Here is an 18,496-nt window from a genome sequence, read left to right on the forward strand (position 1 = left end):
TATTTGCAATGGAATAGTGCGGAAGCGCCTATGCCTCTTTGTTTTTAACCAAACTCATGACTTTCATCTACCGGACGAAGCAACCTCTAGATTAAGTCTTTTCATGTTTCTGCCATTTCTTGACCCTCGTCAAGGAATGCTACGTTTGTGTTATACGCAGATTGGCTTAGTTGCATTTCAAACGATTTCTAATTAAATTATTTAAAAAATCGATCTCATGAATGGTTTGAAATTTATTCTATTTTTTATTTGCTTATTGAGTTTTTCTGCTATCAAAGCACAGAAATCTGTGTTGCCTGCATTAAAGGACAATCAATCGGTTAAAGTTTTAATTACCAATGAAATCAGCAGTATGGCTGAACTTCTTAAATCCAATCCTAGTAAGGACCTTTCTGATAAATTGGATTTATATAAGTTGGCTCTTGAATTTCTTGATGAGCCTTCAATTGTTAAAACAACAACGGAATATGCGATTACTTCTGCTTTTTTAAATAATGAAGTAGATAAAACCGGAGTGCCAGATCAAATTGCATTCGAACGATTTTATAAAAAAGTTTGGAATCAAAATTTTAAAGATCTGCTAAACTTAGTTAAGCTTTAATCCCATTTTCAATTAGACTCTTAATTCAATCTCATGAATAATTTTTTAGCGAAGAATTTTAAAGTTAAATTAAGCAGCTTATTGCTTATTTTATCTTCTTCTCTTTATCTGTCTGCGCAGACTTTTACCGGAAGTATAATTAATACAGCTGGTAATAGTTTGATTCCATCAACAGGTACAGGAGGCTGTACTGTTGCACCCCAAACAACAGGAGGAACTCTTTTTAATAATGTCGTATCTGGATTATCGGGTACCTGTGTTCGCTTATCAAGCATCCAGGTAAACTTTACCCACACTTTTGATTCGGATATTGATATGTATTTAAGAAGTCCAACAGGACAAATCATTGAATTATCTACAGATAATGGAGCAGGTAATGATAACTTTACAAACACCATTTTTTGCGATACTTCCTGCGTAAATATTACAGCGGGTGCCCCGCCCTACACAGGAATTTTTAAACCAGAAGGAACTTTAACTGCCTCCGCCTGTGGTGTGACCATCACTCCAACAGTTCAATCATTAAATGCATTTTCTGCTGCAAATGGTACCTGGCAATTGGTGATTATCGATGATGTAGGCGCAGATGCTGGTGTTATGTTGGCTTGGTCCATGAATTTTGAAAACATTGCTGATATTGTAGGTCCGGTTGGAACTACTATTGTCCCAATGGCTCCGGGAACCTGTACTCCTCTGGGAGGAATTGCATGTTTAGCTCCGGTAATTACCAGTTGTGCAAGAACAAACAATGGTATTTTTTACTCATTGGCAAATCTTACCAATCAATTTGATAAATGTGCTTACACACGTTGTAATGGTACTGTAACTTTTCCAGGTGCCGGTGTATACCGGATTTTCTGGTTGAGTTTAAATGGCTGTGCTATAGATACTGCTCGTCAATTCGTTACCGTTTTGGATGCAGAACCTCCTACAATTATGGGTTGTCCGAAAGCAGTAAACATTAACCTGGGACCAGGAGAATGCGAAGCGGCCTGGGATGCACCGCCATTTATGGCAATGGATAATTGTCCATTTTCTGGCCCACTTACCACGTCTCCAGGATGTAATTTGGGAGCGAATAACTTTTTAACCGCTACAGGCTTCAATATAGGTTTGATGTTTAGCATTCAAAATACCAGTGCTCAACTAATGCGTGTTAGAGGTCTTAGTTTTATGCCTTATACAGGTTTTGGTAATATCTATAGAGTTTATACAACAATTGCAAATACAGGTTATTTGCCAGTAGCAAATAATCCAGCAGCTTGGGTTCAGGTTGCAAATGATATGATGAAAACAGGCCAAAATGTTTTTCCACCTCCTAATCCAAGATTATTAACCCAATTTGATTTGACAACCGTGATTAATATTCCTCCAGGTGAAACCAGAGGAATGGCAATCTATGGTGGACCTGTAAGCGTTTCTCAGTATTATGTAAATGCGGCGGCACCTTGTAGTACAACATTGCAAGGAGATGCAAACTTAAAAATCGATGTAAGAGACGGTCGTGTTCAGTACGGGGTTGGATATTTTGTAGTTGCTGGTACATTCAATGCCAGAATGTTTAACGGAAATGTAGATTACTCATTAGGTTCAGATTTAATCCCCTTAGTACAAACTTGTGGTCAACCTTACGGACCTGGTTCATACTTTCCAATTGGTTGTAAAACTCTTTGTTATGAAGCTACAGATGCAGCAGGAAATAAAACCACTTGTCAGTTTGATGTATGTGTGATTCCTTACGCAAATACTGTAACAGCATTAGCATGTCATGATGAAATCCAAATAAGCTTAGATGAAAATTGTACTGCAACTATTGGTGCAGATGAAGTTTTAGCTGGTGGCCCTTATCGTTGTTATAATGATTATACTGTCGAAGCAAGAGATTGGATTACCAATGCCATAGTAGATCGTCAGCCAAATGTTCCTGGAGTCCAAGTTTCATCACAAGACATTGGCAGGGAATTGAAATTAACCGTTAGAGATCCAAGAACTGGAAACAGTTGTTGGGGACACGCTACTGTTGAAGATAAATTACCTCCTACTCTGATTTGTAGAGACACCTGCGTTCCGTGTCATTCTGGAATAACTCCATTTTATACAGGAACTCCCGTTGTAAGAGAAAATTGCAGCAGCTATTCATTAACCTATTATGATGATGATACGCAAGGAAGTTGTGCATTGGGATATGATCGCGTTATAATCCGTGTTTGGACTGCAACAGATCCATATGGTAATAGAGCCAGATGCAATCAAAGAATTCAAGTATCATTAGGTACACTTGCTGATGTTGCTGTTCCAGCAAGCAGAGACAATGTCGATGCACCTATGTTAAATTGCAATGAGAAAATTTATGATAAAGACGTTACCCCACATTACTTAGCATACCCATATTGTGTTGATGGCTACTTGTTAGACTCTGCACATTGGTTTGCAACAGGTGGTTTCTTACCAAGTCCTAATGGTGACTTAGCCGGAGAACGTTTACCTAGAATTTTAGGTTGGAATTGTTTAGATTCAGGTCCATTTACCGGACATCCTAGTCCATTCCCAGTGTATTATCCTGCACACCCAAGCTGGAGAGCAAACAATCCAGTATGTTGGGGACCAGATGAGGTCGTGATGTGGGAAGGAACTGGTTATCCTGGTAATGCAGCTTGTAGAAATTTAGGCGTAACCTATAATGATATAACAATTGATCTTAGAACCCCTGGTTGTGATGCAGGTCCAATTGGATGTTTTAAAATCATACGTCAATGGACTGTAGCAGATTGGTGTACAGGATTAATTGGTGGTCACAACCAAATAATTAAAGTTGGTGATGGCTTTGGACCAGAAATTCTATATCCGGATACAGTGAATGTAAACATGGAAGTTTGGACATGCACAGGTCGTTGGGAAGTTCCACCAGCTTGGTTAAGAGATAACTGTTCAAATGAAATTCATTATTCTGTTCGTGTGGATGATGGAACTGTTTTAGGCGATGAAACCAATGGTTATGTAGTTATTAATATGCCAGTGGGTGTTCAAAATGGTTACATCGTTGCTACAGATTGCTGTGGAAATCAAACAAAACGAAGAATTGCATTAAACGTATTTGACAACGTTCCACCGGTTGCAGTTTGTGAACAAAAAACAATTGTTAGTATTAACGGCAATCAATCTCCTGGTGAAAACTTTGCAAAAGTATTTGCTGAATCATTTGATCAGGGAAGTTTTGATAATTGTCAACCACACATTTTCTTCAAAGTGATCCGTATGGAACACTTAAGAGGTACTAACAACGGTAGCAATGCTAATCAAGCTGATAATGGTACTAATTGTGCTGGCATCAATGGGGATGATAATCCACTTTTAGATGGCAATCAAATTTATTTTGACGACCATGTTAAATTCTGTTGTTCAGATGTTGGTAATACAGTAATGGTTGTTTTCCGTGTATTTGATCGCGAACCTGGCGTAGGACCAATTCCGCCAAATCGTATGAATCAAGGAGGAGTTTTATACAATCGCTTCAGCGATTGTATGGTTGAAGTTGAAGTACAAGATAAGAGTGTACCTACAGTAGTTCCACCACCAAATATCGTGGTAAGCTGCTGGTTCTGGTTTGACGTTGATAAAATTGACGATCCAAACGATCCTACATTCGGTCGCGTTGTAACAGATTTAGGAGATCGTCATAAAGTGGTAACTAACGACTTAGTATGTTACAAATATTGTGTACGTAATGATTATACTGGTTACCCAGGATATGTACCTGGTGCACCACCATCAAACCCACCAGCTTGGAACAGAGCTTGTGATTACTACAGAAGCTTGTTTGATACAGCTCATTATGACAGAAAATATGAATTGGTTTGGGGATTTGACGGATACGTATTAAGCGCATGCGGCAATACACCAACCATCAGTGTAAATGATAACAGAGAGTGCGGTCAGGGTCAAATTACCCGTACGATCGTAGCTCGTGGACCAAATGGAGTAAGTGTAACAGGAACTCAGATTATCTGGGTTGTTGATTGCGATCCATTCTATATCAACGGAGCAGACAATTGCGATCCAGATGATGACATTACCTGGCCAGGTAACTGTACAGGTCAGGCAACTACTATTGATGGTTGTGGAGCTGACATCAGCCCAGACAATCCATTATTAGGAAGACCTGTAGTAGAAAACGGAGCAGACGATCTTTGTGCATTAATCAGTATCGAGTATGTGGATGAAATATTCACAATCGAACCAGATGCATGCTTCAAAGTATTACGTCATTGGACAGTAATTGACTGGTGTCAATACGATCCAAGCATCGATCCAGAAAATGGTCGTTGGGAATATTTACAGATTATCAAAGTTCATGACACAGACAAACCAGTTGTAAGTATCAGCGTAGGAGATTGCGAACCAGCAGTTAAGAATGCAACAGACAACATTTGTTATGGTCACATCAGCTTAACAGCAGATGCAACAGATAACTGTAGCCCATTGGATTGGTTATTCTATGACTATAAGATAGATGCATTCAATGATGGAATAGGAGCACATTCAGGATATGACTATAAAGTAGGTCCATTAACTCGTAAAGAGTTTGCTGCAGGTCGTACACCATTGTTCCACCATAACCCAGCTGCTGACGATGAAAACAATCCATTCGATGCAAGCGGTAACTATCCAGTTGGTATCCATAAGATCTGCTGGTTTGTAGAAGATGGTTGCGGAAACATTGGAACATTATGCCAATTATTTGAAATCAAAGATTGCAAAGCACCAACACCATATTGTTTGACCGGAGTAATTACCGTACCAATGCCAACAAGCAAGTGCGTAACAATCTGGGCAAAAGATTTGGATAGAGGAAGCTATGACAACTGTACAGATCAGGATGACCTGAAATTCTATTTCAATGGAGATCCAAATGCAACAAGCATTACAATATGCTGCGATGATTTCGTAGCAGCAGGTGCAAATGACGAGTTGTTAGTAGATGTTCAAATGTGGGTAGAGGATGAAGAAGGAAATACTGACTACTGCAAAACAGTAATCATCGTACAAGACAATCAAGATGTTTGTCCTAATACAGGAAGTGCAAAAGGAAGAATTTCCGGTGAATTTAAAACAGAAGATAATCAAGGAACTGAGTTGGTTGCATTAGGCATTTATGATCCGAATACAATGATGCGTCAAATCATTACTGGTCAAGATGGTAAATACTTATTCGGAGATTTGAAACCAAATACATACAGTATTACTCCTGACAGAAATGATAATCCGTTGAATGGAGTATCCACTAAGGATATCGTTAAGATTCAAAGACATATTCTTGGAATTGAGACTTTAAACAGTGGCTATAAAATGATTGCAGCGGACGTTAATAACAGTGCAGCAATTACTGCTTCTGACGTCTCTGAAATCAGAAGGTTAATTCTTGGAGTTACAAGCAGCTTCTCTAAAGTTAAATCATGGACTTTTGTGCCTAAATCCTATGTGTTTGGTGCAAATCCATTCATTGCTCCAAGGGATTCAAGATTAACTATCACTGGAACAGAAAACTTCCTGGAAGACTTTGTAGCCGTTAAAATGGGTGATGTAACAACTGACGCCAGAGGCCACAACGTTGCAGGAAGCAGCAGCAGAAATAATGGTAAATTACATTTAGAAGTTGACAACAACGTAACTGTTGCAGGTGAGCTTTATAAAGTAGCTTTCAAATCAAGCGACTTTACAAATATCGCAGGATACCAGTTTACATTGAAATTCGACCGTCAGTCATTGGCATTCGAAGGAATCGAAGCAGGTGCATTGAATGTTGATGAGTCAAACTTTGGAACAACTCAAGTAAGCAACGGTATTTTGACTACAAGCTGGGATAGCAAGGTAGCTCAAAGTGTTGATGCAAATGCAACCTTATTCACAGTTGTATTCCGTGCAAGTAGCCAATCAAACATTGGAAGCTTGTTAGCAATTACAAGTGATGTAACTACAGCAGAAGCTTATGATGCTCAATTGAGCATAAAAGACATCAGCTTAGGCGTACGTACAGAAAAAGGTGTGGTAGAAAGTGGCGTATTCGAATTGTATCAAAACAGTCCGAACCCATTTGCTAAAGAAACTGTAATTTCTTACAGACTTCCTCAAGCAGGAGCAGCTAAATTGAGTATCTATGACGTAACCGGCAAGGTATTGAGAGTATTTGAACTCAATGGCGTAAAAGGAATGAATACTGTTAAAGTACAGAAATCAGAATTGAACGCTACTGGAGTATTATACTATCAGTTAGATGCCGCTGACCATACAGCAACTAAAAGGATGGTTGTAATTGAATAATATTTAGAATAAATTAAATATAGAAAGGCGGTCTAATGACCGCCTTTTTTTTTTGGCATGAATTTGGTATTTAGTATTCCGAATTCTTCATTAAGCCATTTTCTACCAGCAATAGGTAGGTAAATGCTTTATAAATAAGTTTAATACCGCTTTCTTTCTTGAAGGCTAATACCAAGGGGTCTGCATATATTACAGATCATTCTTCACAGGTATTAAATATTTCATAAAAAAAAATGTATTTATTTTCTTGCAGACTCTATGCAAATCATGCATCATTGTGCTGTCACTCAATCAAAAATGCTTGATGGCATAACACACCATCAAGTATAAGAAGATCAGATTTTTCTGATTTCTGATCTATGAGAAACATTTAATACCAGTCTACTCATCACTCCATTTTTGGATCGCATGCTTATGGGCGTTTCCGAAAATCGGCGAAGCAATTATTGATTTACAAATAAATCCAAATTTCTATTGTATGAATAGACTAAGTTTACTATTAATGTGGCATAAAAAGGTGTCGTTACTTTTTATCGCTATTACACTTTCTCTTGCTGTTAAAGCAGGGATTGTGTTTGACGGCAGTCCGGGCACTGGAGCCCCACCACCTACATTAGGTGGATTAACTATGATACCGGTACCTGTTGATAACAGACCGTTATTCGCTGATGAAAGTTTTGTTAGCATTTCTAATTCATGTCCAGCTCAAATCAACTTTGGTGCACCCATGAGTCACCGGAGGATTGGATTAGGTTGGGCATCCTGGAGCCATGGCTATACAGGTGATGTGTATTATAACAATGGTGTGACTACTACTGTTATAACTCTCCCTGCTTGTTCTCGTGGTGTTTATTTTTATGTTGAACCAAATCCATTTGGATTTTTTGATGTTTCGGCATCAGCAAATGATGGAACAACTTCTGGAAATATATCAGTTGATGGTTTCGGAGGTGCTCATTATGTTGGTTTTTATACAACAAGTTCTTCTTGTTTATTGACAACGATCACAATTACATCCACAGTAGATTTTGCTATTGGTGAATTTGCTACTAATGTAAATTATGATGTTAACAATGGCGCATTAGCATGTAATGACAATGTGCAAATTAGTTTAGGTGTAAATTGTCAGGCGACCATTTCTCCGGAAATGATTTTGGAAGGAGAAAAAACTCCAATTTGTCCTTGCGATTACGTTGTTGTTGCAAGAGATTGGAATACGAATAAAGTGATCGATGTTGATCCAAATACTCCTGGAACTCAGATTGGTAGAGATCAAATTGGAACTACTTTAAAAATCACTGTAACGGATCCTTACACAGGAAATTCTTGTTGGGGAAAAGCATACATTGAAGACAAGTTACCACCAACACTTACCTGTCCAGACAATGTGACTATTGAGTGTTTTGAGGATATTTCACCTCGTTCAACAGGTGAACCAACAGTGTTTGAAGGTTGTGGATTTTACACATTGTCATATAAAGATGTGGTATCTAAAGGTTCTTGCAATTTAGGTTATGATAAAGTAATTACAAGAACATTTACTGCAGTTGATGAAACTGGAAATAAATCTACTTGTGTTCAGTTTATCACAGTTAGCTTAGGAAACCTTAACAATTTATCTTATCCATTAAATTACGATGGATTGGTATTACCAGGACACACTTATGCTTTAAAATGTGACGAGAAAATTGATAAAAATAAAGATGTCACGCCACATTTATTAGATGCGCCAACTTGTGTTGATGGATATTTGTTGGATTCTGCATATTGGCTTTCAACTAGTTTACGGGTTCCTAAAAAACTTGGTTGGAACTGTTTGGACTACGGTCAATATATTGGTCATCCAAATCCTCATGCTATCTATTATCCTGCTAAACCAGGATGTTGGGGAGAAAATGAATTTGTAATGTGGGAAGGTACAGGAGAACCTGGTAATGCAGGTTGCTCAAATATTGCTGTTACTTTCAGAGACATTCGTATTGATATATCCAAGCCAGGCTGCGATGCAGGACCGGTTGGATGTTATAAAGTATTACGTGTATGGACATTGTTGAATTGGTGTACAGGAGAGGTTAAAGACACCAATCAAATTATTAAAGTAATGGACAATGTTCCACCTAAAATATTATACCCGGATAGTCTGGTAGTTAGCACTGATCCATGGAGATGCGAAGGTCGTTGGGACGTCGCACCAGCATGGTTAGCTGACAATTGCTCTAATGAAATTCACTACACGATTCGTGTAGAGGATGGCACAGTATTAGGCAATGACAAATCAGGTTATGTCGTGGTAAATCTTCCTCTTGGTATCCAAAACGCTTATATTGTTGCAGAGGACTGTTGCGGTAATGTTACCGAGAGACGGATAGTCCTTGACGTTCAAGATAATACTCCTCCAAATGCAGTTTGTGATCAAAAAACTGTAGTCACCATTTCAGGTACTCAAAGCCCTGGTGACAACACAGCAAAAGTTTTTGCAGAAACTTTTGATGATGGTTCTTTTGATAACTGTTCTGCTCATTTGTCCTTTAAAGTAATCCGTATGGATGAACTGTTAGGAACGAATAATGGAAGTACTAAAGATAATACTGCAACCTGTAATGGCGTAAACGGAGATGATGATCTACGTGAACTCGGAAATCAGGTTTACTTTGATGATTATGTAAAATTCTGTTGTGCAGATGTTGGTAAATCCATCATGGTTGTATTCAGAGTTTATGATGTAAGCACAGGAGCAGGTCCGGTTCATCCAAATGCTATGAATCAAGGTGGCTATTTATTCGGTCATTTTAGTGATTGTATGGTTGAAGTAGAAGTACAGGATAAAAGTATCCCGACTGTTGTAGCTCCACCTGATGTCGTAATCAGTTGTAATTTCTGGTTTGATGTCAATACATTAGACAATCCAAATGATGCAACTTTTGGTAAAGTGGTTAATGATTTAGCATGGAGAGCAAAAGTGAAAACTTCAGATATTGTATGTCCATATTATTGCCAAAAGAATTTAATCACAGGATATCCAGGTGGTGTTGCAGGCAAACCAGCAAGTTTACAAACTGCTGCTGATAAAGCTTGTGAAGCATATACAACTTTATTTAATCCTGCTCATCCTGATGACAAGTATGATATTGTTTGGGGATTTGATGGATATGTCTTGTCTTCTTGTAATGTTACTCCATTAATTAATGTGAGGGATTTAAGGGTTTGTGGACAAGGAAGAATTTTAAGAGACGTAACGGCTAAAGGTCCAAATGGAGTTATAATTACAGCTACTCAAACAATTTGGGTTGTAAACTGTGATCCATTTTATGTAAACAGAGGCAATAATTGTGATCCAAATGATGATATTATCTGGCCTGATTGTCAAGGTTTAGGAACAACCATTGATGGTTGTGGTGCGGATATTAGCCCTGACAATCCAAAATTAGGTAGACCTGAAATTGTAAATGGCGCAAGAAATCATTGCAATTTGATCGCTATTGAACCTTTTGATGAAATCTTTACAATAGAACCAGACGCATGTTATAAGATATTGCGTAAATGGATTGTGATTGACTGGTGTCAGTATGATCCAAACATTGATCCTGAAAAAGGTCGTTGGGAATTTACTCAGATCATTAAAGTAAGAGATCAGGTAAAACCAATAGTAACTTGTAATGTTGGTAATTGCGAACCAGCGGTTTACAACACAAGCTTGCAATCATGTGTTGGTCATATTAACTTAACAGTTACAGCAACCGATTCATGCACGCCGAATGACTGGTTATTGGTTGAGTACAAATTAGATGCTTTCAATAACGGAACATTTGATTACAATGTTGGTAAATTAACTTTGAAGGAGTACAATCAGGGAATTAAACCTTCTATTCATAACAATCAATTTGCTGATAATCCGAATAATCCATTTGATGCAAGCGGTGTATATCCAATCGGTATTCACAGAATTTGTTGGTATGTTGAAGATGGTTGCGGAAATATTGGTCAGTGCTGCACATTGTTTGAAGTAAAAGACTGTAAAGCACCAACACCATATTGCTTGACAGGAATTATTACAGTTCCAATGCCAGCTACAGGTTGTATTGATATCTGGGCAAAGGATCTTGATTTTAATAGTTCTGATAACTGTACTCCAAGAAATAAATTGAAATTCTATTTTGATGGTGATACAGCTAAAAGAAGCATCCGAGTATGTTGTGATGATTTCGTAAGACAGCAAAAATCAGATGAATTGAGTATTTCAGTTCAGGTTTGGGTTGAAGACGAAGAAGGAAATAAAGACTATTGCGTTACAACAGTGATAGTACAAGACAATCAAAATATTTGTCCTAATCCTCCAACTGCAAATTCTGGAAATGTGAACGGTTTGATCCGCACTGAAAACGGTGACCTCACTGCAAAGGCAGGAGTAGAATTGTACAATAAAAATTTATTGACAAGAGAAACAACTACCAATAATTCTGGTTCTTATTTGTTCGGTGATTTATCATTGAATACAGAATATCAATTGAAATCTAAACGCAATGATGAAGCTGCAAATGGAGTTTCTACTGCAGACATTGTAAAAATTCAAAGACATATTCTTGGAATTGAAGAATTGGCAACTCCTTATAAACTGATAGCAGCGGATGTAAACAAATCCAATTCTATCACTGCATCAGATATTTCTGAAATCAGAAAACTGATATTAGGTATAAATGCTGAATTTACCAAAGTACCATCTTGGGCTATTATTCCATCTGATTACGTGTTTGTTACTCCTAAACAACCATGGGACTACTCAACTGAAAAGACCTTTGTTACGTTGAGTCAATCAAGCAAAGTTGATTTCATAGCTGTTAAAATGGGAGATGTTAACAATACTGCAAATGCAAGCAATGCGAATGGAAATGCAAGCACCAGAAGTGGTTCTAGCTTAAATCTGTTTGTTGATGAAAAACAACTTATTGCAGGTGAAAGTTATACTATGGACATTAAAGCAATGGATTTCAATAACGTAAATGGATTCCAGTTTACCTTGAATTTTGATCCTGCAGTTTTAGCTTTTGATGGTTATGAATCAAAATCGTTAGCTGTTGATGCATCTAATTTTGGAACTGTTAAATCTGAAAATGGTTTATTGACAATGAGTTGGGATGCAAAACAAGCAATGAATTTAGATGAAAATCAAATTTTATTCAGCTTGAAATTTAATGTACTTGCCAATTCAGCTAATAACAAGTTATTTGCAATTACAAGTGATATTACAGCTGCGGAAGCTTACAATGACAAACTTGATGTTAAGTCTGTTAAATTAAGTGTGCGTTCTGGTAAATCTATTGTTGAGTCAAGTATGTTTGAGTTATATCAAAATGCTCCAAACCCATTTGACAAAATAACAGAAATTAGTTTCAGAATGGCTGAAGATGCAATTGCAAATTTGAGTATTTATGATGTTACAGGTAAAGTAATTTACATCAAACAATTAAATGCTCAGAAAGGCCTGAACACAATTAAAGTTGAGCGTGCCGACTTAAATGGAGCCGGAATGTACTACTATCAATTGGATTCAGGAAACCATACAGCAACTAAGCGTATGGTGATTATCGAGTAATTCAGGTTTAATTTTAAATTAAAATACAAACAGCCCTTGCAAACAGTTGTGAGGGCTGTTTTTATTTTATACAAATTCTTCCTTTAATTCTAATGTTCTTTATATGTCTTTTATTTAGAACAAATAGGTTTCAGAATTAATGTTTGATAAATGATTTGGAGTTAATTCAAATTACACTATTAATTGCTGAAAACAAATGGAAGCTTCATGTGGTAGCCTTTTTGTGATTTCCAATATTTATATTCTGTATAGTAAGGATATAATTCGGGCATTTCTGACTTTAGTATGGATTTTGCCAATACTTCACTTTGATCTTCCTTTTTTCCTTGGATTGCATCGATCCATTTTTGCATCGGATCTTTTTGTGTCGGGAATTCTGAAATTCTATATTTGTCGACGGAAGCCATTCTTGAAGCACATTGTATCGCGTCTTTTAGTTCACCCAAAGCATCAACGAGTCCGATTTCAATTGCTTTTGTACCACTCCAAATCCTTCCTTTTGCTATTTCCTGAACTTTATCAATTTCTAATTTGCGGCCTTCGGATATCACAGAAATAAAACGATTGTATGTTTCGCTGATGTTTTCTTGTAGAATTCTGGCCTCATCAATTCCCCATGGTAACATTACATTAAACTTGCAGGCCATTGAGCCAGTTCCAACTGTGTCAATGTCAATGCCCATTTTATCACCACTTATTTTTGTGAAATTGGGAATGAGTGCAAATACCCCAATGGATCCAGTTAAGGTATAGGGATTGGCAAAAATACTGTCAGCATGGCAAGCGATATAATAACCTCCTGAAGCAGCATAGTTACCCATACTCACAACTACAGGCTTTCCTGCAGCTCGTATTAAATCTATTTCTTTAAGAATTTCATCACTTAACATGGCGCTGCCTCCGGGTGAGTTTACCCGCAATACCAAAGCTTTAATACTTTTTGTAGTTCGGATATCTCTAAAGATTTTAATGTATTTTCTACCAATCTGACCTTCTTCTCCAGTGGCATCAGTAATATCACCTTCTGCATAAACTACAGCTATTCGATTTGAACTGGAATAATCTTCATTTTTAGATTTGGCTGCTTCAAAATAATCTTCGATGGAGATGAAATTCAACTTGTCGGTTTCGTTTAATCCCATTTTGCTTCTCATATTGGTATATACATCTGACTCATAAGCAATAGAGTCGATGAGTTTATTTGTAAGTGCTAGTTTAGGAGAATAGCATTTATATAAATCAAATAAATTTTGCAATTCACTTTTATCTATCGATCGGGAATTAGCTATTTCAGTTAAATATTCTTGATATTCACTTTGTAGAAACTCTCTAAGTTGAAGCCTGTTTTGCGCAGACATTTTATTAAATCGAAATGGTTCTGTTGCGCTTTTAAATTCACCGGCATAATAAATATTAAAATCAATTCCGAGTTTGTCAAACAATTCCTTAAAATGCGGAACTGATGCCTGGAATCCTTTTAAATCTATGAATGTATATGGATGCGCATAAATTGATTGGGCAACAGATTGAAGATAATAACTTTTGTGATCTATAAATTGAGCATAAGTCACAATGAATTTGCCGGAGTTTTTAAATTCCAATAATGCATCGCGAATCACTTTCAGGCTTGCATACGGATGATTAAATCCACTGCTTTGAAGATAGATTCCTTTAATATTTTCATCAGTTGCAGCATTTTTAATAGCTTTAGTTAAATCATGCAAACCAATACTGATAGAATTATCCAAGTTAAATTTTTGCAAGGGTCTGTTATTTGACTGTTCTGGTAGTTCTTCCGGAATTACCAGTTTCAGAATAGAATTGGCTTGAACATGTTTTGTAGCATTTGATGTTGCTATAAAAGTTGAGCCAATACCAACAAAAACCAATATTAATACAACCAATGCCAATAATGTACCCAGACATGAAGAAAGGATGGATCCTAAGAATTTTTTCATTTGTTTAATTTAAAATTTTAATATGATGTAAACCTGGTGCGTATTTTGTGAATAATACCGTTGTTAATTCATTAAATAAATTTTGATTTTGAGTAAAATCCTGATCTGCAATGTCTATTACTACAATAGGAATTACAGTTTGGTTTTTAAAAAAATCAAAATAACTATCTTGTATTTTGTTGAGGTAGGTATCTGTTATTTCGTTTTCAAATAAGCGCCCTCTTTTGGAAATGTTGTTTTGAACGTGTTTGATTTCTCTGTGAATGTATACGATTAAATCTGGCTTTGGCAAACCTTGGGTCAAAGCCTGGTATACTTTAAAAAATAATTTGTATTCATCCGCTTCAAGATTGGCTCGTGCAAACAATAAACTTTTTAAAATTGTATAATCAGATATAATAAAATCGTTAAACAGATCTAAATTAGATGCTTCTTGCTGAATCTGTTTTTGACGTTCGGTAAGAAAAAATAACTCGACTGTCAATGCATATCGATTCGGATCTTTGTAGAAATATTCCAGAAAAGGGTTTTCAGTAAATTGTTCTAATATGATTTTACATGGAAAGTCTAGACTTATCAATTGACAAAGAGTGGTTTTGCCCGCTCCAATATTTCCTTCAATGCATATGTATTTGTTAGGATTGCTTTTCATAATGATGGTATTTTGTTATTTGGCCTATGTCTTCACAATCAATCAATAATTGTCTAATTGAAGTGGAAAATAGGGGATGGATGATTTCGCTATCTAGCTCTGCAAGTGGTTCCAAAACAAATTTTCGTTTTTGCATTTGAGGGTGGGGTATTGTTAGATTGTTATTTTTAAAATACATTGTGCCTAATAAAATAATATCTAAATCAATCGTTCTGGGACCAAATTTTATATCACGAAGTCGACCCAGATTTTTTTCAATATCAAAGAGTAGATCCCAGATTTTAAGTGGATGCAATTCGGTTTCAACTGAAATTACTTGATTTAAAAACGACTCTTGTTCTTTGAATCCCCATGGTTCTGATTCGTATATGGAAGAGCACATCAGTGCTGTACTAAATTTTAAACCAATTTGCGATTTGGCTGAATTTAAATAATGCAACCGATCACCTAAATTGCTACCAAGTCCAATAAAGAGTTTTCTAATTGCCATTATTAAAATATTTTCCGGACCATTTCAATTTGTCGGAAGTAAGTGTAATAAAATATATACCTGCAGGCATTTGAATCGCTGTCAATGGATTGGTTTGGTTGCCTAAAATATCTATTTCATGTGTTTCGATTAAATTCCCTGAAACAGAATAGATCTTGATTAATGCATCATTAATATTTATAGTAGAATTAAGTTGTAATATGTTGTTTATGTCAGAAACTGTAATTTTATCATTAACCCCATCTTGAATAGCCGTTCTCAAATCAACACTAATTTCAGTAGACACGCCATGTTGTGTTTCGGCCAATTCCATAAGAGTCGCAATGGATGCTTTTGTAACTTGGCTCATAAAATCAAAATTTAGAAATTTAACAGAATCCCTAATTGTGTGGTAATTCTTGTTTCTGAAATTGGCAGCATCTGTAATCATTAATGCGGGTATATTTTTAAGCCAAAAAGCAAAATGATCACTCCTGGTTAAATCTGGGGCAATTGATCCGTTTCCGGGTACATCAAGAGAAATAACCTTTAACTCCGGAACCCAGCTTGAAGCAAACTGTTGGAATTTTGAACGTAATGAATAGGATAATGTATTGCCCACATTTGTAATAAAATCACCTTTCCGGTTGTTTGCAATGACTTGATTGTAAGCATCAGGAAAGAGTATGTTGAATCCTGTTGGGAGATCTTGTGAATTGGCTTGTTCTGAATAAAATCCGATCATTTCAAAGTTTATCACACCTTGTATGCTATCCTTGGGATTCAATTGATTCGTTACATAATAAGTGCTTCCAACAAGTCCGGCTTCTTCTAAATCAAAAAGAACATATCGGATTGATTTTTTGCTGGCGTAATCGCCGAGAATACGAATGGCTTCTAAAACTCCTGCTACTCCGGATGCATTGTCATCAGCACCTGGTGCATTTGAATATGAATCGTAATGTGCATCAATTAAATAAAGTGCAGCTGGTTTTTCATAACCCAATTTTGTCGCTTCAAAATTTTTACCATTGTATTGTCCGGTATTGAAATTCAATTCGCGGGTAGGAACTGCTGAATTTAGCGTGGTGTATAAATACTCACGGGTTTGATCATAGAAAACCTGATTTCCAGTATTTCGTCTGCCTTGCAATAAGGTCACTTGCGCTTTTAGATTATTTGAGTCCACTTTAGAAATGATTTCCTGGATATTAATTGATTCGCGGTCCAACGCTACAAGTACAATTGATAACTTTTGATAAGGTAGGGCAGAGTTAAAATGAATACTAATTTGTTTATTTATTCCTTTGCCAATTGGAAATCCAATGTCTCCTGTGATTTGATCCGGTACGATTTCAATATATTTTGTTGTAGCATCTGCGCTAAATAGTTTGCATTGGACTTCAAGCATTGAGTTGTCAGCATCATCTAAATCAAAATTGATCAAGATTGTATTATTAAAAGCATCATAATTCAATATCTTATTTGATATTATAGGCAATTGATTTTGTGTCAATGCTTTTATATTCAATAACAAACAAATTGAAACGACAAGTAAATTTTTCATATGCTAAAATTAATAATTGCGAATTCTTTGATTTATTGGAAAGTAATTTTTTAAACCATTCTGATTTACTTTAAACCAGCCTAAGTGTGCAGATTTATAAACAGCTAGTAGCCATTTTGCTTTGATTTCTTTTTGTAAAGGGGCATAGGTTGCACGCAGAAAATTTAAGGCTTCCTTTAAGTCCAGGTCATATTTATGAATTTGTTCATTTAAGTGAATGCTCAATGCTAAACCGTGTTCAGGATAAACTGCAATTCCTTTCATTTGACAAACAGGAATCGCGCCTCCCGAGAAACGTAAAAACGAATTTAAATATGCAAACTGTTCTAGATGATTTTGATGCACTGCATAAAAGAGTTCTCTTACAGAGATAATTTGATATGCAGTTGAATTGTTTATCCAATCAGCCGGATTAAATTCCTTGTTGAATTTAATAGATGCTGATTTTAATTTAAAATTAAGTGAAATTAGTTCTTCTTGTTTTTGGATAACGCTTATAGTTAGACCTTCTGATGATAGTTTGTGAGGATAAAATCTATAAACAAAGACCTGCTTCTCTAGGTATTCTTGTGCAAAGTAATTGGGTAGTTGAATGCTTTTGAAACGTCCACCCAGTACATAAGGTGTTAATTGTTGCTCGTTTTCTTCTGAATTGTAAGTACAGGTTGAATAAATTATATAACCACCAGTTTCGCACAAGGCATCTGCAACTTTTAATATATTTTGTTGCATAACGGTGCAGGCTTTTACTTTTTGGGGACTCCATTGTTTTAGGGCCTCAGGTTCCTTTCGAAACATTCCTTCACCACTACAAGGAGCATCAACCAGAATAATTTTATAGCGCATTGATGAATTCGATAATTGTTCAAGAGATCCTTGGCTTACATAGGTATTATTTGTACCCCAGCGTTCCAGATTTTGTTTTAAAACTTTAGCGCGGTGTGGGTCATATTCATGACAATGGATAAATGCATCTTCAGAAAAATAGGATAATAAAAGCGTGGATTTTCCACCAGGTGCACTGCATAAATCTAAAACATTGCAATTTTTAGGTATTTTTAGTGCATTCAAAATATATTCTAAAAACATGGATGCAGGCTCTTGTACGTAATAATGACCTGCATGAAAAAATGGATCCAAAGTAAATGAAGGCCGTTCTGTTAAATAGTAGCCAGAAGAGCACCATGGAATCTGATCAGCTTTATTTAAGGTAAAATCATTTGTATTTTTATAGGGGTTTAAACGAATAGATACCGGTGAGTCTTTGTGTAAAGCATTTTCAAATTCAGGAAATTCCTCATTTAAAAGGCGCTTCATTTGTGTTACAAATTGTTCAGGGAG

The 18,496-nt window shown here is 36.3% G+C and carries 8 protein-coding genes; 3 read left to right on the top strand and 5 right to left on the bottom strand.

Going from position 1 to position 18,496, the window contains the following annotated elements; all coding sequences use genetic code 11:
- Positions 1 to 217 precede the first annotated feature (217 nt).
- The 3 genes from IPJ80_12580 to IPJ80_12590 all read left to right on the top strand — a co-directional run bounded on the left by IPJ80_12580 (position 218) and on the right by IPJ80_12590 (position 12,509).
- Entirely contained in the window at positions 218 to 601 is a 384-nt protein-coding gene (locus tag IPJ80_12580) for a hypothetical protein (GenBank protein MBK7914317.1), read from the top strand.
- A gap of 33 nt (positions 602 to 634) precedes the next feature.
- Positions 635 to 6,919: an HYR domain-containing protein gene (locus IPJ80_12585; GenBank protein MBK7914318.1), complete on the top strand. Its 6,285-nt coding sequence runs from the start codon at positions 635 to 637 to the stop codon at positions 6,917 to 6,919.
- Positions 6,920 to 7,397: 478 nt separating this feature from the next.
- Positions 7,398 to 12,509, top strand: a complete 5,112-nt coding sequence (locus tag IPJ80_12590) for a T9SS type A sorting domain-containing protein (protein MBK7914319.1) — start codon at positions 7,398 to 7,400, stop codon at positions 12,507 to 12,509.
- Positions 12,510 to 12,688: 179 nt separating this feature from the next.
- Here IPJ80_12590 and sppA read toward each other — a convergent pair whose 3' ends face one another.
- The 5 genes from sppA to IPJ80_12615 are packed head-to-tail and all read right to left on the bottom strand — an operon-like array spanning position 12,689 to position 18,472.
- The gene (gene sppA, locus IPJ80_12595) at positions 12,689 to 14,467 is read right to left on the bottom strand and encodes a signal peptide peptidase SppA (GenBank protein MBK7914320.1); all 1,779 of its coding nucleotides are present in this window, start codon (positions 14,465 to 14,467) and stop codon (positions 12,689 to 12,691) included.
- Positions 14,468 to 14,471: 4 nt separating this feature from the next.
- The gene (locus IPJ80_12600) at positions 14,472 to 15,119 is read right to left on the bottom strand and encodes a deoxynucleoside kinase (GenBank protein MBK7914321.1); all 648 of its coding nucleotides are present in this window, start codon (positions 15,117 to 15,119) and stop codon (positions 14,472 to 14,474) included.
- Complete coding sequence (gene folK, locus IPJ80_12605; GenBank protein MBK7914322.1) at positions 15,103 to 15,609, bottom strand: 2-amino-4-hydroxy-6-hydroxymethyldihydropteridine diphosphokinase; 507 nt, start codon at positions 15,607 to 15,609, stop codon at positions 15,103 to 15,105. Before folK ends, IPJ80_12600 begins: the two co-directional genes overlap by 17 nt.
- Positions 15,599 to 17,155, bottom strand: coding sequence for a M28 family peptidase (locus IPJ80_12610; GenBank protein ID MBK7914323.1), 1,557 nt, complete (start codon positions 17,153 to 17,155; stop codon positions 15,599 to 15,601). Before IPJ80_12610 ends, folK begins: the two co-directional genes overlap by 11 nt.
- Positions 17,156 to 17,164: 9 nt before the next feature.
- The gene (locus IPJ80_12615) at positions 17,165 to 18,472 is read right to left on the bottom strand and encodes an RsmB/NOP family class I SAM-dependent RNA methyltransferase (GenBank protein ID MBK7914324.1); all 1,308 of its coding nucleotides are present in this window, start codon (positions 18,470 to 18,472) and stop codon (positions 17,165 to 17,167) included.
- Positions 18,473 to 18,496: the final 24 nt, after the last annotated feature.

The organism is Saprospiraceae bacterium (assembly GCA_016714025.1).
Taxonomy (GTDB): domain Bacteria; phylum Bacteroidota; class Bacteroidia; order Chitinophagales; family Saprospiraceae; genus Vicinibacter.

Bases quoted from the DNA above. Each gene is read 5' to 3' on its own strand.
- IPJ80_12590 (MBK7914319.1), top strand. From the start codon at position 7,398: ATGAATAGACTAAGTTTACTATTAATGTGGCATAAAAAGGTGTCGTTA.
- sppA (MBK7914320.1), bottom strand. From the start codon at position 14,467: ATGAAAAAATTCTTAGGATCCATCCTTTCTTCATGTCTGGGTACATTA.
- IPJ80_12600 (MBK7914321.1), bottom strand. From the start codon at position 15,119: ATGAAAAGCAATCCTAACAAATACATATGCATTGAAGGAAATATTGGA.
- IPJ80_12580 (MBK7914317.1), top strand. From the start codon at position 218: ATGAATGGTTTGAAATTTATTCTATTTTTTATTTGCTTATTGAGTTTT.
- IPJ80_12610 (MBK7914323.1), bottom strand. From the start codon at position 17,155: ATGAAAAATTTACTTGTCGTTTCAATTTGTTTGTTATTGAATATAAAA.
- folK (MBK7914322.1), bottom strand. From the start codon at position 15,609: ATGGCAATTAGAAAACTCTTTATTGGACTTGGTAGCAATTTAGGTGAT.
- IPJ80_12615 (MBK7914324.1), bottom strand. From the start codon at position 18,472: ATGAAGCGCCTTTTAAATGAGGAATTTCCTGAATTTGAAAATGCTTTA.
- IPJ80_12585 (MBK7914318.1), top strand. From the start codon at position 635: ATGAATAATTTTTTAGCGAAGAATTTTAAAGTTAAATTAAGCAGCTTA.